Annotated in this window: 10 protein-coding genes; 1 reads left to right on the forward strand and 9 read right to left on the reverse strand. The window is 71.6% G+C overall.

Annotated elements, in window-relative coordinates; translation table 11 throughout:
- The 3 genes from HY68_RS00400 to HY68_RS00410 all read right to left on the reverse strand — a co-directional run.
- On the reverse strand, positions 1-8,225 hold an 8,225-nt coding region (locus tag HY68_RS00400), incomplete at its 3' end, for a hypothetical protein (protein ID WP_041983244.1).
- Between the two features lie 111 nt (positions 8,226-8,336).
- Positions 8,337-12,446 carry a type VII secretion protein EccC gene (locus HY68_RS00405; protein ID WP_041983246.1) on the reverse strand — a complete coding sequence of 1,370 codons (4,110 nt, stop codon included), beginning with the start codon at positions 12,444-12,446 and terminating at the stop codon, positions 8,337-8,339.
- A 56-nt stretch (positions 12,447-12,502) separates the two neighbouring features.
- Positions 12,503-12,934 (reverse strand): WXG100 family type VII secretion target, encoded by a 432-nt coding sequence (locus HY68_RS00410; RefSeq protein ID WP_041983249.1) that lies wholly within the window; start codon positions 12,932-12,934, stop codon positions 12,503-12,505.
- A 157-nt stretch (positions 12,935-13,091) separates the two neighbouring features.
- Between HY68_RS00410 and HY68_RS00415 the strand changes: the two genes are divergently transcribed.
- Entirely contained in the window at positions 13,092-13,733 is a 642-nt protein-coding gene (locus HY68_RS00415; protein ID WP_041983252.1) for a hypothetical protein, read from the forward strand.
- A gap of 16 nt (positions 13,734-13,749) precedes the next feature.
- Here the strand turns inward: HY68_RS00415 and HY68_RS39430 are convergent, their stop codons facing one another.
- From HY68_RS39430 to HY68_RS42490, 6 genes are all read right to left on the reverse strand, one after another.
- Positions 13,750-14,073, reverse strand: coding sequence for a hypothetical protein (locus HY68_RS39430; RefSeq protein WP_157874247.1), 324 nt, complete (start codon positions 14,071-14,073; stop codon positions 13,750-13,752).
- A gap of 56 nt (positions 14,074-14,129) precedes the next feature.
- Complete coding sequence (locus HY68_RS00425) at positions 14,130-16,934, reverse strand: right-handed parallel beta-helix repeat-containing protein (protein WP_041983254.1); 2,805 nt, start codon at positions 16,932-16,934, stop codon at positions 14,130-14,132.
- 49 nt (positions 16,935-16,983) lie between these two features.
- Complete coding sequence (locus HY68_RS00430) at positions 16,984-18,330, reverse strand: EsaB/YukD family protein (RefSeq protein WP_041983257.1); 1,347 nt, start codon at positions 18,328-18,330, stop codon at positions 16,984-16,986.
- 89 nt (positions 18,331-18,419) lie between these two features.
- Positions 18,420-18,734, reverse strand: coding sequence for a WXG100 family type VII secretion target (locus tag HY68_RS00435; RefSeq protein WP_041983259.1), 315 nt, complete (start codon positions 18,732-18,734; stop codon positions 18,420-18,422).
- Positions 18,735-18,795: 61 nt separating this feature from the next.
- Positions 18,796-19,161 carry a WXG100 family type VII secretion target gene (locus HY68_RS00440; protein ID WP_041983262.1) on the reverse strand — a complete coding sequence of 122 codons (366 nt, stop codon included), beginning with the start codon at positions 19,159-19,161 and terminating at the stop codon, positions 18,796-18,798.
- A gap of 171 nt (positions 19,162-19,332) precedes the next feature.
- Positions 19,333-20,495, reverse strand: a 1,163-nt coding sequence (locus HY68_RS42490; protein WP_206742975.1) for a hypothetical protein, incomplete at its 5' end; no start/stop codon positions are given.

A 20,495-nucleotide genomic window follows, 5' to 3' on the forward strand; every position in this document is an offset into this window, starting at 1 on the left:
GCTGTGGTGCCGGCGGTGGTCGCGGGCGTGGAGGTACCGCGCGCCGGCTGCGACGGTGGAGCCGGCAGGGGCTCCGGCCGGCCGGACTCCGGCACCGGCTGGTCGAGGTGCGCTGGCTGATCCGTGTGCTGCCGGGCGTGGCTCCGACGGTCGTACGCAGCCTGGGCCGCCTCCCGCAGCCGCACGTAGAAGGGATTGTCCTGGCTGGTCTGCCACATGTGCAGATAGATCAGCATCTGGTTGAGCACGGTGTCGTACTCGACCAGGGTGCCGGATGCCTCTCCGGCCGCCTTTCCCCAGCCGACCAGACGCTCCTTCTGCGCGGCGGTGATCTTGCCTGCCCACTCGAAGGAACTCGCGTACTGCTCCAGCTTGTGCGGCTGGGCTCCGTACACAAGCTTCTCTTCCAGCAACTCGTGCTGGAATTCGCTGAATTCCGGGTCTCCGGCCAGCGCCGCTGTCAGCTCGCCGAGGGTTCGCTTGCGCTCGGCCGCCAGCGCGGCAACCTCCGCGTCGGTCGCCCCGGACCGCACCAGCTCCATCACCGCGCTGCTGCCGAACGCCTGATGGGCCGCGACATGGGTCAGCTCGTGGGCGATGTGCCCGAGCAGGAACGATGTGCCGCCCCTGGCCTGGGGGTCGACGCCGAAGGTGAACGTGGCGCCCTCGCCGGTGGCCGGGTTGAGCCGCATGCCGGTCATGCCGCCCTGCGGATACTGCATCACGGTCACCAGGGGCACCACGGCCATCAGTTCCCCGATGACGGAGCGTGTCTCCTGAGGGAGCGCCTGCTGTCCGCGGAGGGCCCCCAACTCCTGGACGAAGTCGCCCATCATCGCGTGGAACCGGTCCGCGGGAACGGCCCGTGCCGCCGTCAGGCCCTCACCGACCGGATCGCGGACGTCGAGACCCGGGTTGTTCCCCCCGCGCACCATGCTGTCGATCTCGGTCAGCAGGTCCCGGAAGACCGCCTCGGGATCCAGTCCTCGTCGCGCGGCCTCGGCCTGCCGGCCCAGCTCGCGGGTGCCCCCGACGCGCGCGCCTCCCTCGGCCTTGTGGCCCAAGTAGTCAGCGATCGCCTTGACCAGGTCTTTGAGGGCGAGCAGCCGTGCGCCCTGTCTGCCGTCCGGCAGGGCGTAGAACGCCTTGAGTGCGTCGTCCACGTTGGTGATCGTGGAGCGGCCGCGCAGCCTGGATCCCGCCGTGTTCTGTTTGAACTCGTCCTCGGTCATCATCCGGGGCGCCGCGCTCGTCGGCGGCGCGAGGGACAGCACGGGCTGCTGAGCATTGTCCGCAGCGGCCGCGCCGACGGGGCCCGCCGCCCTGGGGCGCGGCGTCGGTGCGTGGGACTGCGGGTGCGGTTCGCTCTCGGCCCGGTCCCACAGGGCACGGAAGCCCGAGAGGATGTACGGGTTGTCCTGGCTGCCGAGGATCGCGGGCCGGCCAGGACCGTAGAGCCGCCGCAGCAGCGGCAGCAGTGCCGGGTCATGCTGCTCCACCCAGTCGGCACCGTTGTTGCGCGGTTCGTGGGTGTCGAGGTCGTTGCCGGTGTTCGAGCCCAGATAGGCGTTGGTGAGCTGGGCGAAGTACTCGCTGGCGCTGCGGGACGAGTAGTTGGGGAGCCGGGGGGCGGAGACGCCGGCGGAGTCAGGACGGGGGGCGGCGTGGAGCGGACCGTCCGGCCACTGCACGGCGTCTCCCCCGTCGAGCCTGGCCTGATAGGCGTCCCTGATGAGCTTCCTGTCCTGCGGGCCGAGCACCGACTCGACGGCGTGCGCCCACTCGTGGCGAGCGCTGGAGTAGCCGTCGGGGAAGAGGACGACCCCCGGCAGGTCGGTGGTGTCACCCAGCAGGTTCTCCTCGGCCGCCGCGGCGTCACGGCCGGTGAACATCGCCCGCTCGGTGTCCAGCGAACGACCCCCGACCTCGGTGGCTGCCAGATCGCCGAACCGCGCGAGTGACCCCTGTGTCGAGTTCCGGGGTACTACGACGAAGCGCCGGCCACCGGTCAGCAGGGCCACCGCGATGTCCGGGTCCGCGAGCATGCCGCCGACCATTTCCTCCGCGACTTCCCTGGCCTCTTCGGGCTGGTCCACGCCCTCAGGTACGACAACCAGCAATTGGGCAGCCAGGGACGCGAATTCGTCGGCGGGCCAGGTGTCACGCATGCCCTGTACGAACGCCCTGTCGGCGGCCAAGCTCTCCCGGTCCTGTGGGCTCAGCGACGCCAGCGCGGCGGCGCGCTCGTCCGCCTCCATCGCGGGGAGCCGGGGCACCAGATCCGCGAGGGCCTGCGAGAGGGGGGCCGGTGGCGTGGCAGTGGCCGGCCGACCGCGGCCCGTGGTGCCCGAAGATGTCGCGGGCAGGGCGGTGCCGGGCGCCGGCTGCGCGGTGGGCGGCGCGTAGGAGACCTGTTGCGACCGGGCGAGGGACCGGCCCACCAGAGGCAGTCCGCGCTGGTGCCTGGCACCGTTGTACAGGCCGAGGGAGAGGGTCGCCAGTGTCTCGTAGTCGGCCTCGATGGTGGTCGGGGTGGACTCCAGGGGCGCGTAGGCACGGACCTCCACCACCACGACGGCCGGATAGATGCGCGGAGCCCCCGTCGCGTCGGGATTGCTGTCCAGCGTGTCGTAGTTCGTACGGACCAACAGCGCCTCGCTCTGCGGAATGTAGCGTCCCGGATTGTCCCGGAGAAGGTTGTCCAGGTACTCGCCGACGGTCGCCGACGGCGCGCCGTCGGCGCGCGCCGGCAGCCGTCGTTCGAAAATGTTCGCGCGCCGTGCACCCGGCTCGTCACTGTTGAAGAAGGCCTCGAAGCGCTCGGTCAGCGCCGCAGCCTGGTGCTCGAGGAACGCGCGGGGTACGGCACCGAGGTTGCTGCGGAGCGCGTAGAGGGAGTTGCGGGAGACGAGCGCGGCGTAATCCTTCGGCAGGAACCTGGTGTTGATACTTCCGCGCAGGGCGGCAGCGACCTGGATGTACCCGAGCGCGAGCACGCCCTCCAACTCACCGCGGTCCCAGTCCTGCACCGCCGGTGCCTGATTGGGATACCGATTGAGCCACTGGTCGAAGGCGGCACGGCCCTGGGCACCGTAGGCCAGGGCCTCGGCGGCGTCGCCGTGGGCCATGGGCAGGGGCCCATCCTCCGTCCGCATACGGTCCCGGACGTGCCCGATGAAATGGACGATGCCCGCGAGCGGGGTGGTCGCCGTGTGGTGCATGAGGATGGAGGTGTCGCGCGGGTTGACCCTGACCGGCAGGTCCTCCGCGAGTACGTCGACCTGGTATCCGGCCGCCTCCGGGAAGATCTGCGCGAGGGTGGCGTACGGCCTGGCGGCCGCGAGGCGGCGCAGCACGTCGCGGAAGGCGGCCACCACGTCGGACCGCTCGGCCCGCCCGTCCGCGTACCCCCGTACCAGTCCGCGGGCAGGATCTGTGACGACCTCAGGAACCACGCCGTCCCCGCCGCTGTCCAGGGTGATCGTCAACAGCCCTGGCAGCGTCACGACGTCGCCGTAGCTCCCGTGACTGTGCCCGGCCGGCAACATCACCTGGTATCGGTGCAGTTCGGCCTCAAGGCCGCTGGACGGTCCGTAGCCGTCGACCTCGACCGGGTGTTCGGTGAAGGGAATCAACGACGGGGACATGCGGCGGTTCGCTGCGGCCCCCTGTGCGGAGGACTCACCTCGGGCGTCGGACCGAGGGCGGTCTGACCGAGGGCGGTCGGAGGTCCGCCTCCGGCCGGACTGCTCCAGCCGGCCGATCCGGTCGCGGACCGCGGACTCCAGCTGCGCCACCGCGTCCCACCGGCCGCTCTGCGGGGTCTTGTACGCCTGCCAGTCGTCCACCGCGTCGAGCACGGCCCGCAGGTCGCGGACCGTCGAGTCCCGGGACAGCCGCCGCACCGCCGAATCGATGGCGCGCAGCGCACTCGAACGCCGCGAGCTGCCGCTGGAGATCTCCCGCCAGTCGTAGATCGGATCAAGGGCGCGCCGGGACGGCGGTGCCAGCAGAATCTCCGGCTGCTCGGACTCGTGCTGGACGGGCTCCTGCTGCTGTGTCTGCGGCTGCTGTGTCTGCGGCTGCTGGGTTTGCGGCTGCGGCTGCCGGCTCGGCGGTTGCGTCGGTACGACGGGCTCCGGGCCCCGGACGAGGTCGCCCAGCAGGGCCGAGGCCGCCAGGTGGCCGCCGCGCAGGTGCTCGGCCGCTACCAGTTCCACGACCTCTTCCGGCCGCGCCACGACGCCGAACGGGTTCTGGTTCGGTGCGACTTGCCGGATACGGCCGAGCACGTTGTGCTCAGCCCACCGGACGGACTCGTCCCGGCGCTCCCGCGGCACGGCGGGGTCGCCGAGCCGCAGCCGCGCGGTGTCGATGTCGAAACGCGCCGCGCCCGGATGACGGTGGCTGGGGGACGGAACGACCGGCGCCGAGGTCTCGGCGGGCGGCGCGGTGGGAAGCGCGACGGGCGGCACAGCGGGCTCCGTCGTGGTGGTCGCCTCCTCCGCGCTGTGGTCCTGCGTGCTGTCAGTGTGGTCGGTGCCTTGGATGCTCTCGGTGCTCTCCGTGCTCTCCGTGCTCTCGGCGGGGGTGACACTGTCATCGGTACTGGTCGTGGTCACCCCGGCACGCGGCCGGGTGTTGAGGGAGCGTTCGAGGTCGGACTCCCACTTCAACTGGTCGAGCCGATCGTTGAACTCCCGCTCCAGTTCGCGCCGCGTCCCGCCGTCACCGAGACGATCCGCCCCGGCGTACCGCTCGCCCCATGCGCGCGCTTCCCCAGTGCTCATGCCCTGCGACTGCGCGAACCGGGCCATGTCCTGACCCACCTGCGCCGACGTCCGGCCGGGAGTGGCCTCCCAAGGCTCTCGGACCGCGCCGGGCCTCGCCCTGCCGGCCGCGAGATCCATGTCCAAGAGACGCCTGTCGAGGCCCTGATGCACCTGTGCCTCGGCCGCGCTGTCGCCCGAACGGCGCGCGTCCGCCAGGCGGTCACCCCAGTTCCGCGCCTCGCCCGGCGGCATCCCCCGCCCTTCCGCCACCCGCGCCAGACCCCGCCCCAACTGCTCCGGGCTGTAACTCCTCGGGCCCGTACGCGTACCCGCGTCCACGTCGGACCGAGGTGGCGTCGGGGCAGACGACTCCGACCCGGCCTTCGAACCGACGGTCCCCTCGTGCTCGGTCGAGGCGGGCGGCTTCGTGGCCGGCCTGGCCGTGGTGTCCGTGGCCGGCCTGTCTGTGGACGGCCTCTGCGTGGGCGGCCTCTCCGTGGACGGCGACGGCGTCTCCGTGGACGGCCTCTGTGTGGGCGGCCTTTCCGTGGACGGCGACGGTGTGTCGCTCCCCTCGCCGCCGGTGCGGCTCCTGCCGAACCGGGCCTCGTTGTGGATGTCCGCCCACATGTCGTGACGCCTGCGCTGCTCAGGGCTGAGACCGGCGACACCACTGCCGCCGGGCGCGTCGTCCCCGCGAGTCGCCACCGCCACATCCGCGGACGAGCCACGCCCGGAATCCCTGTCTCGCTGCGGGACCGACGACGACGAATCGTCATCGCCCGACCTCGGTCCGGAGCCGGTATGCCCGGACCGGGCAGGAGGCTCGGTGGAGGGCGGTTTCGTGGAGGCGCCCCCCTGCTTTCCCTCCCCGACATGGTCCGTACGGCCGCCGCCGTCACTCGTACGGCCGCCGCCGTCACTTTCGCTCCGGCCGTCACCGGCTGGCGGCCGACCGCTATGGGTGTCCCGGTGGTTCAGGGAGTGTTCGAGGTCGGCCTCCCACTTCAGCTGATCGAGCCGATCGTCGAACTGCCGGTCCAGCGTCCGCCGCGCGCCGCCGTCACCGGAACGATCCGCGTCGGCGTAACGATCACCCCATCCCCGCGCCTCCCTGAAGCTCATTCCCCGCGTCTGCCCGAACCGGGTCATGTCCTGACCAACCTGCTCCGGAGTCCGCCCCGGAACGCCCGTTCCATGGTCGCCGGCCGCGGTGCCCTTCCCCCGGTTGGCCGAGAGGTCGATCTCCACCAAACGCTCGTTGACGCGCTGATGCACCTGTGCCTCGGCCGCGCTGTCGCCCGAACGGCGCGCGTCCGCGAACCGGTCGCCCCAGTCGCGCGCCTCGCCCGGCGGCATCCCCCGCCCTTCGGCGTCCCGTGCCAGGCCCCGTCCCAACTCGTCCGGGCTGTAACTCTTCGGACCGGAATGGGTGTCCGGCCGGCCGCCGGGATGCTCGCCCGCCGGGGGCGGCGTGGTGTAAGTGGTGCTGCCCTCACCGTTGTTGGGCCGCAGGTTGCCCTCGCCATTGCCCGAACCGCCGTCCCCGGGGGCCGGCTTCCAACCCGGGATGTCGCTGAGTTCGGCAGGCCGGTCGTAGCCGGCTCCCGAACGCGCGGGCGGCTTGGGGGTGGTGCTTGTCTCGCCGTCCGGCCGGCTCTTCGTTCCGCTGACCGGACGCGGTGTGGTGTGGCCGAACGGATCGTCGATCTTGCCGTTCAGGCGCCGTCCTGAGCCGCTGAAATGCGAACCGTCGGTGTTGCCGGTTTTCGGGCCCACCTCGGGTGTGGGGCGCTCGGTGTCCGGCGTCTCGTGCGAGTCGCCGTCCTGATCCACCCGGCGCCCCGGTCCGTGCCGGCCCTCGAAGTCCCCCGTGCTGTTGGTCCGAGGACCCACCTCCGGCTTCGGACGCGCCCCCTCCGGAACCCCGTCCTGGTCCACCCGGCGCCCCGGTCCGTGCCGGCCCTCGAAGCCCCCCGCACTGTTGGTCCGAGGACCCACCTCCGCCTTCGGGTTCGTCCCCTCCGGATCCCCGTCCTGACCCAGACGGTGGCCAGGTCCGTGCCGGCCCTCGAAGCCCCCCGCACTGTTGGTCCGAGGACCCACCTCCGGCTTCGGACGCGCCCCCTCCGGACCGCCGTCCGCACCAAGACGGCGCCCAGGACCGTACTGCCCCTCGAAACGCCCGGCACTGTCGGACCCGGAACCCCCGCCCGGCTTCGGGCGCACTCCCTCCGGATCCCCGTCCTGCCCCAGACGGCGCCCCGGACCGTACTGACCTTCCCAGTCCTTCGAGCCGCCCGGCGAACCCTTCGGGGGTGCGCTGTCAGGGCGGGGCGCAGGCGGGCCGCTCTCGGTGCGGCCGTTGCCCGGGACCGACCCGGGCTTGGGGGTCGGCACGGAGGAGTCCGATGTGGACACCTTCCGCGGGACCGGCGCCGGGGTCGGGGGTGGTGTCTTGGAACCGTCGCTCTTCACCGGCGGGGGCGGCATGCCGACGTCGCTCGAACGACTGCCGAGGGGACCGCTGTTGGTGGGATTACCGTCCTTGGCGGAGACGCCGTCCTTGCCACCGAGCGGATTGGGGACGGGAGGCCCGTCCTTGCCGCCCAGGCCGCCCGGGGCAGGCATCGAGTGGTCCCCTCCCGGGAGCCGGGTCGGGGGCGGGCCCACGATGTCGCCGTCGCCACCGATCGGTGTGGGGTCGCCGTCCCTCGGATTGGGCTTGGGGGTCACGACCGGCGGCGGGGTGTCACTGTGCGGGACGGGCGTCGGGACAGTGCGCGAGCCACCCGCGCCGCCGCCGTAGTGCCAGCCCGCCATCCCGCCGCCGTGGGCGCCGAACGCACCGCCGAGGCCCATGCTGAGGCCTTCGGCGCCCCAGTCGACGTCGAAGTCGGCGCCCGCGATGGCGGCCCCCGCCTCGCCGACGGCGATGTCGAAGCCGAGGTTGAACGCGGCGCCGACGACCGCGCCGCCCACAGCGCCGACGACCGTGCTGCCCACCGTGCCGAGACGGCCGGCGATCGTGGCCAGGACGGGGATCAGCCGGGCCAGCAGCGAGCCGATCATCGACAGGAGGTTGCTGAGGAGCGGCCCGAGGCCGATGAGGACGAGCCCGGCGACGATGCCCAGGATGTTCGCCCACATCGCGGCGTTGAGCTGCTTCGCCAACTCGTCTGCCGCCTTGTGGAGTTCGTCGGCGTAGCGGTTGATCGTCTGGCCGATCGTCCAGGCGGTCTCGGCGGCGTCGTCGACTGTTTTGCTCAGCCCCTCGTCCCAGGCAGCGCGCGCCGCGTCGCCCGCGGCGCCGGTCATGCCGATGCCCTCCACATGGCCGTTGACGGCGACCCGGCGCTCGTGGAGGTCGTCGCCGAGCTGGATCCAGGCGTTGCCCAGGGCGTAGATCTCGTCGAGCTTGATGTCGCCGAGTACGGAATCCGCGTCTTCCATGGTGGGGCCGCCCTCCCTGGGCGTACTGATCTTCGAGGTCGCTGGTCAGGCGCTGCGCTGGACGGTCCACGTCGGGGCCGGCCGCGTCGGGGCGGTCTGCGTCGGGGCCGTTTACGTCTGTGCCACGGACGGCTCCGCCGGCTCGTCCGCCTGGATGTCCTGTTCGTCGACGGCGATCTGGACGAGGGTGGGCTCGTGGTTGCGGCGGACGAGCATGCCGCGGCCGGGCTGCCGGCGGTGGGCGCGCTGGTCGCCGATGAGGACGCCTTCGCGGTGGTCGCCGGAGAGCAGCAGCGCGTCTGAGCCGATCTCCTTGAGCTTGCTCAGCAGCGGGTCCGACAGCAGGGCGCGCCCCGCGCCGCCGACCCGGCGGGCCAGCACGAGGTGGAAGCCCAGTTCGTCGGCCTGCGGGATGAACTCCGCCAGCGCGGCGAGCGGGCCACGGCCCATGCCGCCCGCCGCCAGGTCGTAGTCGTCGGCGACGACGTACAGTTCGGGCCCCTGCCACCAGCCCCGCTCGGCGAGTTGGGCAGCGGTGACATCGGCAGGGGGCATCCGGGTGCGCAGTGTCTCGGCAAGGGCCTGGACCTGTCCCGCGACCAGGTCGGCGTTGCCGCCGCGGGCGCCGACGTACTCCTCGGGCACCACGTCCAGCAGGCTGTGCCGGTAGTCGACGATCATGAAGCGCAGTTCCTGTGCGGTGCGACGGGCGGCCAGGGCGCGCATCCAGCCGCGCAGGAACGCCGTCTTGCCCGCGCCCGAGTCGCCGAAGACCACGAAGTGCGGGTCGCCCGCGGTCAGATCGAGGCCGACGGGGCGCAGGTCGGACTCGCGAAGCCCGACGGGCACTTCACGTTCGCCGATGGCGGGGCCGTGGCCGTCCCAGCGCTCGGCGGGTGCGGGCGCCGCGGCTGCCGACAGTTCGCGGACGGTGATCCGCTCGGGCAGGACGCGCAGCGCGGGGGCGGCGGGCCGGTGCCAGCTCTCGGCCAGCCGGGACACCGACAACCGCTCGGAGTCGGCGATCCCGTCGACCCCGTCGACGCCGTCGAGCCGGGGCAGCGCGATGTGGTGGGTGAGTCCGGGTGAGGCCAGGCCGCGTCCGGGGATGCTCTGGCCCAGGGCGCGGGCGGCGGGGCGGCTGATCTCGGACTCGGCGGGGTCGTTGAGCCGCAGTTCGAGGCGGCCGGGGATGTTGTCGCGCAGGCCTACCCGTATCTCCGCCCACCGGTTGGCGGTCAGCCACAGGTGGACGCCGACGCCGAGACCGCGGGTGGCTATGTCGGTGAGGGTGGCGACGGCGTTGTCGTCGGCGGTGTGCAGGGCTGCCACGTTGTCGACCACGAGCACGATGTCCGCCGCCCTTACGCCGTCGGGGAGTTCGCCCGCGGCGCTACGGGTGCGCAGCTCGGCCGCCGACTGGATGCGCAGGTCGCGGAACATCCGCTCGCGCGCGGTGACGAGTCTGCCGACCTCGGCCAGCACCCTGCGTACCCGCTCCTCGTCGCGGCGGCCGGCGATACCCGCCACATGCGGCGCCTCGCTCAGTCCGTGCAGCGAGCCGCCGCCCATGTCGACCCCGTAGAACTGCAGTTCGTCAGGAGTGTGGGTGAGCATGGCGCTGAGCATCGCGGTGCGCAGGAAGGTGGACTTACCGCTCTGCGGGGCACCCACCAGCGCCAAGTGTCCCTGACGCCCCGTCAGGTCGATCACGAGCGGGGCCTGTTCCTGCCGCGCGGGTATGTCGAGCACGCCGGCCGGGAACTTCAGTTGGCCCGCGTAGGGCCAGGCGGAACAGCGCAGGCCCAAGTCCGGGTCGGCCTCGGGCTCCCCGAGCAGCGAGTCGAGGGCGAAGTTCGCGGGCAGCGGGGGCAGCCACACCTGGTGGCCCGGGGTGTCCTTGTTCAGCAGGCGCTCGACGGCGATCTGGAGTTCGGTGGCGCCCCCGTCCGGGGTCCACTCCCAGCGGGCCGTCTCCCGCTCCTCGGGCGCGAGCGGCGCGAGATCGCCGTGCGCGGCGAAGGGTACGGGCTCGACGGCCACGGCGACGCTGTCGGGGTCGCGCTCCTGGTAGGGCGCCGAGACGTGCGCGACGCGGAAGCGTTCGTAGACCGACTCGTCCACTTTCAGATAGGCGGAGCCGGGGATGGCGGGCAGCGCGTAGGCGTCGGCGGTGCCGATGACGGCGCGGGACTCGGCGGCACTGAAGGTCCGCAGACAGATCCGGTAGGAGAGATGGGACTCCAGGCCGCGCAGCCGGCCTTCCTCCAGCCGCTGAGTGGCCAGTAGCAGGTGCATGCCGAGCGACCGGCCGACGCGGCCGATCTGCACGAACAGGTCGATGAAGTCAGGCCGCTGGGACAGCAGTTCGCCGAACTCGTCGACGATGACGAGCAGATAGGGCAGCGGTTCCAGGGGTTTGCCGTTGATGTCGGTGCCGCCGGCGGCCTGGCGCAGCTGGTACTCGCGCACCGAGTCGACGTTCCCCGCCTCGCGCAGCATCCGCTGCCTGCGCTGCTGTTCGCCCTGGAGGGCCTTGCGCATCCGGTCGACCAGCGCGAGATCGTCGGCGAGATTGGTGATCAGCCCGGAGACGTGTGGCAGTTCGGTGATGCCGGCGAAGGTGGCACCGCCCTTGAAGTCGACCAGGACGAACGCCAGGTGTTCTGGCGCGTGCACCATGGCCATACCGGTGACCAGGGTGCGCAGCAGCTCGCTCTTGCCGGACCCGGTGGCGCCGACGACCAGCCCGTGCGGGCCGATGCCACCCTGCGCGGACTCCTTGAGGTCCAGGGTCAGCGGCTCGCCCGCGCCGGTCACCCCGATGGGGACGCTGAGCAGTTCGCGCTCGTCGGGGGTACGGCGCTTGGCGGCCGGGTCGAAGGCCGCGATGTCGGGGAAGCCGAGCATCGCCGAGAGGGACACATGCTCGGAGAGGACCTGTTCGCGTTCGCCGGACAGCCTCAGCGGCGCCAGAGAACGGGCGGTGGCCGCCAGGACGGCGGGCTCGGCCGTGTCGACGGCGCCCTTCTCGATCATCGCGTGCAGGCCCGGCGTACGGCCCTCCAGGACGAGCCCGCCGCGTGCGTCGGTGCGGGCGCGCACATCGACGCGGCCGGGCTCGGAGCCCTCCTCCTCCACCAGACACACCACGTGCAGCCCCAGGTCGGACCCGGCCTCGGTGAGCAGGCTGGTCAGGAGGGCGGAGCGGGCCCAGGCCGCCTCCGGCTCGTAGTCGTCGAGAAAGACGACGAGATGGCGGCGGGGGCTGCTGTCCCGCTGGGTGACGAGGCGGGTGTTGCGTTCGGCGCGGGCGGCGACGGCCTGGTCGAAGGTGGCCTGGAGATGGTCCTGGAGTCCGGCGAGGTCATCGGCGAGCATCGGGACGACCTCCTGCTCGCGGCCCTGCGCCTCCTGGTCGGGCTGCTGGGCGTGCGGCAGCCATTTCGCCCAGTCCCAGGCAGAGTTGCCGCCGGTGACGACAGCGATCCGTACGTCGTCGGGGGCGTGCAGCACGGAGAGCTGGAGAAGCAGGGCCTGGGCCAGCTCCCGGGTGCGGGGGCGCGGGCCGAGCAGGCTGACCACACCTGACGTCCGCAGGTCCAGCCAAGCCGCCTGCCCTGCGACGGAGTTGTGCGCGCTGACGAGTTCGGCGGCGGCCTGCTGGCAGCGCATGTCGACCTCGATGGTGGGATCCCGCTGTTCCGGCAGTTGCAGCGCGTCGGCCGGCGGCACCGTACCCGTACCGAGCCGCAACTGGAGGAAGTCGTTGTCACCCGGGCGGCGTTCCCAGACGCGCCGGCGCTGGGCGGCTATCGCCCAGAGCCGGTCGGGATGCGGATGCCGCCAGGCGTCTGCGGCCTGCTGGCCGACCCTGGACAGCAGGGCCTGCTTGCGCACCCCCGCCAGATACTCCAGATACCGCTCCCGCTGCCGGAACTGGTTGCGGCGCCGGCTGCCCCGCAGCTGCATCCGCACACCGATGGTGATACCGACGGACACCACGACGAAGGCGATGCCGAGCAGGATCATCCAGGCCTTGCCGTAGGCGACCATGTACGCCGCCATGCTCATGCTGGACAGCAGCGGCAGCAGGAGCATCAGCCAGCCCGCCGCACCCTGCGGCTGGGGCCGCTGCGGCGGGGCGGCCAGTTTCGTCACACCCTCCGGCAGCGGCGGGGGCGTCATCCGGACGGGACGGTGGAAGGGGGTTCGACTCACGATGGCTGCCTAGCTGGCTGTCGGGGTGCGGAAGTTGAGCGGGAGGGGCGGTCGGGTCAGTAGGGGAAGGTCATGGTCACCGCCGTCTGGTTGGTGTCCGTGACCGCGTCGGGCCGGTCCTTGTCGCTGTCGCCCGTGTTCACGAAGTTCTTGAAGAGCTCGGTGATCCCCACCTCGGCCGCACTGAAGTTGGCGGACACCATGCCCACTCCGTCCGCCAGCGTGGGCAGAACTCCCTTCTCCGGGTGCTCCTCGGTGCCGAACAGGTTGGTCATGACGCGCATCCACTCCTTGTTCAACTCGTCGGCGTCCGAGGCGGCTTTGCCCTGCCACGCGACACGCAGCCCGCTCAGCACGTTGTTGATGGTCAGGAGGCTGTCGGAGACGGCCTGCCCAAGGGTGACCAGGTTGCCCGCCGTGGTGTTCATCCCGACCGGGGAGACGTCGATGACGGAGACGTCGTAGTTGGCATCGCCGGTGTCAGCCATGACTCGCCTTTCTCGGATGGTTCGGACGGTCCTGTGGGCCGCGCGGTGACTCCTGCGGACGTGACGTCACAAGACCACGCTGACAATTCCCCATATAAGTGGTAAACCTGTCGTAAGTTCGTGATGCTGTGGTGAGTTGAGGGACGAGGGAGACACCGTGACCGACCCGATCGACTCGAAGTACGACCGGACGCCGCTGCCCGAGCCGAAGGACGAGGACGGCGACGGCGAGCCGGACGAGCAGCCCAAGTCGGACGACTACGGCAAGGACCTCAGCGACCTGGTGCCGGAGACCAAGGTCGCGTGGGACGTACCGCCGTCCTTCAACCTGGACCCGAAGGACATGTCGTCCGCAGGCAGCGGAGACCCTGAGGAGATAACCGAGCCCTCCGGGGATCTGAAAATCGACCTGGGCGCGCTGCGCACCGCCGAGAAGTCCATGCTCACCGAGGCACGCGGCGCGGTCGCGAAGTACGAGGAGCTCCGCGCCAAGGTCTTCGCCGTCAAGGGCGACGTCTTCGGGCAGGGTGCCAAGGACCCGAACCCGGAAGGCAGTGGGTACACGTCGCTCGGCGCCGGTTACGACCCGAGGGTGGGCGGGGAGCACGACAACCCGTTCGCCGCGACCGCCGAGACGTTCGCCGCCGAGATGAACCCGGCCCAGGAGCGCGCGCTGCTCCAGATCGGCTCCACGCTGGAGCGGCTGGGTGAGTACATCGCGCTGCTCAACCACTCCGGCCAGGTCTACGGAGAGGCCGACCGGCAGGCCCGCTTCCCCGACCCGCCCGCGAAGAGCTGACCCTGCGGGCCGCCGCTCAGCCATGCGGCGGCCCGCCGTCGAGGTTGTCGTAGTTGGCGCCCTCGGCGTTGTGGTAGTTCTGGTAGCTGGTGCTCATCCGGTCGACGATGTCCGCCAGCAGGTCTTCCAGGTCGTGCTGGCAGGTGTGGAACCACGTCGTGATCCCCTCGAACGACCCGTAGGCCGGACTGGACCAGTGGTCACCGACCTCATTCATCTTGGCGTCGATCGACGCCATGTTCTCCGAGATCGACGTGTGCTCCCGGCGCACCACGTCGGTCGCGTCCTTCAACGCCTCCAGGTCCGCGCGCCACTGCGCCATGGACGGATCTTCCGCCATCGGGGAAACACCTGCCTTTCACGGATTCCGACGTGCTGGAACGGCCCGCCGCGCGATCATGTGGCCTCCCCCGGTGGGAGATCGGCGGGCAGCAGGGTGGTGAGCAGTTCGGCGTCGGCCGACGCCAGGTCCACCACGCTCAGGCCGAGTTCGGCCACCCGCTGCGCGTGCCGCTCGGTCATCCGCTGGAAGACCTGCCGTGCACTGCGCCCGTTGCCGAACCCCTCGCCGCGCGGTGTGGTCTCGAAGTAGTCGTGCAGCGCCGCCGTGGTCTCCGGCGCGAAGGTGTACTCGTGGCTCTTGGCCTGGTGTTCGACGATGCGCACCAGCTCCGGCGCGGAGTAGTCGTCGAAGTACAGGGTGCGGGTGAAGCGCGACGCCAGACCCGCGTTGGACTCCAGCAGCCGGTTCATCTCGCTCGGATATCCGGCGACGATGACGACCACCTCGTCGCGGTGGTCCTCCATCAGCTTCACCAGCGTCGAGACGGCCTCGGCGCCGAAGTCGCTCAACTGGCCCTGAGGCACCAGGGAGTACGCCTCGTCGATGAAGAGCACCCCGCCGAGGGCGCGCCGGAACACGGCAGTCGTCTTCGGCGCGGTGTGTCCGACGTACTCGCCGACCAGATCGCCCCGGTCGGCCTCGACCAGGTGGCCCCGGCTGAGCAGCCCGAGCGCCGCGAGGAAGCCGCCGTAGAGCCGGGCCACCGTGGTCTTGCCGGTGCCGGCGTTGCCCGCGAAGACCAGATGCCGGCTGAGCGGCGGCGGCGCGAGACCGGCGTCCTGCCGGACCTTGACCATCTGCATCAGCTTCGTCAGCGTGACCACATCGCGTTTGACGCCGTCCAGGCCGACCAGGCGGCCCAGTTCCGCGTGCAGTTCGTCGAGTTTCGCCTTGGCGGCCTCGGCGCTCGCGGTGTCGTCGCCGTCCTCGCCGGCGCCGGAAGCGCCGTTCGCGCGCCCGGCCTTGCGGACGCCGGGCACGGGCGTGCCCTTCGCGTCCACCGCCGGGGACGACAGCGTGGGCAGCAGTGGCTCGGCCACATCCTCGACGTGGCAGTCCTCGGCGTGCACCTCGGCGTCGTCGTCCCGCAGCAGGTCGGATTCGGTGCCGTCCACGACACAGCGGCGCAGCACGATCCGGGAGCGGGCGCCGGCGTAGACGGCGGGAAAGCGGCTCTTGGTGAAGTGGCAGTCCTCGTAGCGGCCTTGGCCGCCCTCCTCGACGAACAGCGCGTTCTTCGCTGCGGATTCGACCGTCAGGCCGTGGATCGCCGGGTCGGCACCGGCGCACACCACGACACCGCTGCCTCTGGTGTCGCGTACCGCTCCGCCGTCCACGACGGCCGTGCTGTCCTCCTCCAGCAGCAGACCCGTCACACTGCCGGTGACCGTCACGTCCCGCAGCCGGGCACCCGTCTCCCGGCCGATCCGGACGCCGGTCTCGCCGGTGGTGGTGACGGCGCACTCCGTCAGTGACGGCCGGTGGGTGGTGCGCAGGCGTACGCCTTCACGGCCGCCGTCGATGCGGCAGTCACGCAGGGCGGCGTCGCCGCCCTCCACGGACACCCCCGCCAACTCGGCTTCGCTCACCTCGCATTGTTCGGCGAGGAGTTCGGCCCGCTCGGTGACGCGCAGGCCGTACTCAGGCGAGCCGCCGACCGTACAGTCCCGTACGCCGACGCGCGCCGCGCCGCCGAGGTGCACAGCCGTATAGGCGGTGTCCCGCACGGTGCAGCCCGTCAGTGAAACGTCCGCGTCCCCCGTCGCGTACAGGCCGTTGGCCCCGGTACGGGCGAAGGTGGAGTCGTGCGCCGTGACACGCCCCGTCCCACTGACGACCAGCGCGGTGTCCTGGCAGTCCACGGCCCTGACCGACACCAGCTCGGCGACGGCCTCGCCCGTGACCAGCACGGCGGCGCCGGTGGTGTGATGGACATGGCAGCCGTCCAGCAGGATCGTGCTGCCGCCTTCGGCCAGCACCCCGCCGCCCACGGTGCGGAAGATCTCGCAGTGGTGCAGCCGTACGCCCTGGGAACCGGCGGCGGAGCGGCCTCCGGTGGAGGAGCGGTCCCCGGCTTCGGTGCGGGTGACGGGGGCCGGGCTGCGGACCTCGCCGTACGGACCGATGTCCCACGAGCGGCCGGCGGCCTGGCCCGTGAGGCGGCCCGCCGTGCCGCGTACCCGGACGCCCTGACCGCCCGCCTCGTACAGGCGGCACTCGTGGAGCGCCGCGGTGGCACGGTCCTCCACGAGGAGAGCGGCGCCGCCGCTGCCGCGTATCTCGCAACGGGTCAGTGTCGCGTGCGCCCCCGCGCCCACCACGACGCCGCGTCCGGTGGCGCCGTCCACCAGCGCGTCGGTCAGTTCGGCGCTCGCCTCGTCCTCGACGAGCAGGCCGTCCCCGGCGCAGCCCCCGACGGTCAGCTTCTCCATCGTGGTGCGGCTGGTACCCGTCAGACGTACTGCGGCGCCCTCGGCCTGCCGCACCGAACAGCCGCTCAGCAACGGAGCCGCGGCGCCGGTCACTTCGAACCGGCCGCCGGTGATCTCGCAGTCCCGCAGCACCGGTTCGCCGCCGCGTATCAGCACCCCGGCCTCCCGGGGGGCCGACGACACGAGCGAGAAGCCGCGCAACTCGGCGCGGCCCCCGTGCACGGTGACGGCGGGCCCCCGGGCCGCGACCAGCCGCACGGCGCCCTTCGCGACCAGGGTGATGTCCTTGTCCAGCACCAGGCTCTCGGTGTACGTCCCGGGCTGCACGGTGATCACGGCGCCCGGCTGGGCGCCCCTCACCGCCGCGCCGATGGACCGGTGACCGCCCCAACTGCCCGGTGCCACACGCTGTGCGGACGCCTTCACCGCGCGGGCCTCCGCCCTGGCCGCTGTCGATCGGCCTGCGGTCGCCCGGTCACATGCCGCTCCCGAGGTTGGCCAGCCGCCCGAACAGACCGAAGACACCGGCGGCCAGCGGCAGACTGACGACGACAAGGAAGGTGGCGAGCGCCCCGGGCCAGGTCGGGCGCTCCTGCTCGACGGGGCGCAGGGCCGCCCCGAAGGCGAGGAAGATCCCGCAGGCGACGAGGACGACGCCCACCGCGAAAGCAGCCAGCGGGCCCGCCGCGCGCGAGTCGAGGACGTACTCCGGCACCCGTACGGCCAGCGCCAGCAACCCCACGACCCCGGCAGCCAGTTGCGGGATCACGGCGGTCAGCACACGCACCGAACCGGCCTGCAGCAGCAGTCCGACGCTGACGCAGGCCACCAGCAACAGGCCGCAGACACCCCGGGACAAGGTCAGGGTGATCAGGGCGGCCGCGAGGACCGTACCGGTCACCACACTGAGGAAGGTGAGCAGCCCGTTGCCCCGGCGCACGATGTCCGCGACGTCCCCGCTGTCCAGGGCGGGCGCGCCGGTGTCGGGCCCTGCGGGCACCAGCACCGCGATCTGGCTGGTGATCCGGGGCAGCAGCCCGGTCAGCAGGAACAGCACCATGGCCACCGCCGCCGCCGAGCCGGTCACACCCGCGTGGAACGCGGTCAGCGGCACGATGAACAACGCGGTGGCAAGAGTGAGCAGTTGGAGCACCACGGTGGCCGGTGCGGGCAGCGCCACCAGCGCGGCGAGCGCGCCGAGCACAGCACCGCCCGCCACCAGCATCGGCGTGACCACCGGGCCCTGCACCGGAGCCCCCAGGCCGAAGCAGGCCATCAACGGGCAGGCGGCCAGGGCGAGAACCTGGCGCATCGCGCGCGGCAGCGGCCAGTTCTTGCTCTCGGCGTACCAGGCGAGCAGCGCCGAGCACAGGGCGGCGAGCCCGAAGAGCAGCGTCGAAAGGCCCGCCGTCTGTCGCGCACCGAGCAAAGCGGCCGAGACCACCATGAACAGCAGTCCGGCGCCCACCACACACTGCGCGCGCCGCCGGGCGCTCCAGAGGCTCCCGTCCTCCTGGGCCGCAGCGACCTGTTCGTCCAGGTCGGTGACAGTCAACTCGCCCAGCTCGGCGGCCCGCTGGTCGAGCAGGTACAGCGTGGCACCGTCCACGATGCCCGCTCCCGCCAGCGAGTCGCCGAGGGCGAGGGACGAGCCGCCCGACTCGGCGAGTGACCAGACCGAGGGCATGGACTCGGACTCCGGCTGGCCGCAGAGCGAGGCGAGCCGGGGTACGTACTCGGCGATCGGGGCCTGCGCGGGGAGCGCGAGGTCGACGCGTCTGCGTTCGCCGACCACGGTGACCCGGCAGCGTTCATCGGGCACAGACGTTTTCCTTCGGTGTCGGACAGCGGGACCGCGGAGTCGCGGGCCTGCTTGCGGAGCAGGGAACGGCGGCCACGGAACGCGGTGGTTCAGTGCCGCCAGGTGGACATGTTCGACCACTCCGCGTCGCTGTAGTTGTTCCAGTTCACTTGCATGGCGTGGGCGATCCGGCCGAGCACACCGTCAGGACCGAACAGGCCGTCGGCCGCCAGGTCCCACTCGTTCTGCATGTCCTGGTAGTACGTGGCGGCCTGGCTCTCCCGCCAGGCGTCCGCCAACGGCGCCAACTGGGACTTCAGAGCCTGGAGTTCGCCGGATATCTCGCCCGCCCTGGCGTTGATCGTGCTGCCCGCGGCCGCGAGCCCCTCACCGACGTAGATCGGCGTGCCATCGATGTTGGCCATGAAACGCTCCTCGGACGCGCCCGGTCCGGCGGACGGATGTCCAGCGCGACCGGGCTGCGGATCAGGTGAAGTTGGTGCCGGACGGTGCCTTCGGAAGGTCCTCCCCGAGCGAGGCGAGGTTGTTCAGGTTCTGCTGCTCGGAGTCCTCGTAGTTCACGTAGTTGCCCTGGAGCCCCTTGGAGATTCCCTCCAGGGCGTCGTGGAGCATGCGCGCATAGATGTCGTACTCCGCCATCAGCGTCTGGAACTGGTTGTGGGCGATGCCCTGCCAGCTCGTCTCCAGGCTGGTGACGTACGTCTTCAACTCCCCCAGCTGTGCGGCGATCTCGGCGGCTGTCGAGGCCGTGTTGCTGGAAGCATTGGCCAGATACTCCGGTGTCACCCGGTACGTCACACCGCCGACGTTCACAGAAGGCTGGTCAGCCATGGTGCGGTCCGCCCTTCTCGCGTTGCCTCGCCCAGTCAAACACCGTGCCGAGTCCCGTCGGTGCGTGTGAGCAGCACCTGAGCAGGTTCTGATCACAAGAGACGCGCGAGGGGCGCCCACCGGCCGGCCGGTGGGCGCCCCTCGCACTCCTACTGACTTGCCGCCCCGCGGTCAGACGATGAAGCGCACCGCGTCGAGCCAGCGCGTCACGTCCATGGTCCCGCCGAAGATGTAGTTGTTGGCGGTCTGCGGGGTGTCGCAGGCATGGCCCTGCCACGGACCTCCGCGGCTGTATGTGTTCAGGCAGACGCTGCCCTTGCCGACGCTGATTCCGAAGCCCGACAGGTTCGGTGCGCCCTGACTGGCCTCACCCAACGTGAGGTTACTGCCGTCCGCCACGGTCATCCACGGCTTCTTCACCCACCCCTTCGCCTGGATGTAGGCGGTGGCGGAGGTGCCGCTCGTGCCGGACACGGCGATCTGGATGGCCTTGACGCTCCGGGTGTCGTCCCCGGATCCGGCCGTGCGTCCGTCACATTGGGCGGGCTGCCAGCCGCCCGTCTTCACGTAGACCCGGTAGCAGATGTGCCGTCCCTGTGCCTTTGCCGCCACTTGCCGGACTTTGGCGGCAGCGCTGCCGTCCGTCGGCATCTGCGGGCCGGGAGCCAGGTAGGGGGTGACCTTCTTCGGCGCGGGCGGACTCGCCTTGGCCGCCGGGTGCGAAGCCGCGGCCGGCTTCTCGGCCTTGACCACGGGTTCGAGCCCCGACGCGGGCGACGGCTTGGTGATGTGCTTCTTGGTGGTGTGCTTCTTGGTGGGCGTGACCTTGGGCTTCTCAGCCGGGTGTACGGGCCGCGCGGAGACCGGGGGCGCACCGGCCGACCGGTCTTCGGTGTTGGCCGCCGTCGACACGTTGTCCTTGTCCTTCTTCTGCCCGGAGTCACCGGCCGCCCAGACAATCAGGGGCACGGCGAGGAGGGCCACACCGACGACGCCCGCGGCGGCGAGCAGCGGCTTTCGCGAGGGCCCGGAGGGCGGTTCGTCGTCCGGGCGTGCGGATACGCGGGCCGCGGTGGGGGTGTGAGTGGGAGCTGGGGACGAAGCGGCGGGCGCTGTGACGGGCAGGACGGCGGTGGGGGCGGCGTCCGGGCCGGGGATCGATTCCGGTTCGGCCGACGGCCGCGAGGTCGCGGAAGCCGCCGATGTGGCGGGGGTCGAGGATGTCGGACCCACCGGATCCGCCGCTTCTGGCACCTCCGCCGGAGCCACCGGACCAGCCGCCGCGGTGCGTTCGGACTCGGACGTCTCCTCCGCCACCGGGGCCGACGAGGTAG

This window comes from Streptomyces sp. AcH 505 (assembly GCF_000818175.1).
GTDB lineage: Bacteria > Actinomycetota > Actinomycetes > Streptomycetales > Streptomycetaceae > Streptomyces.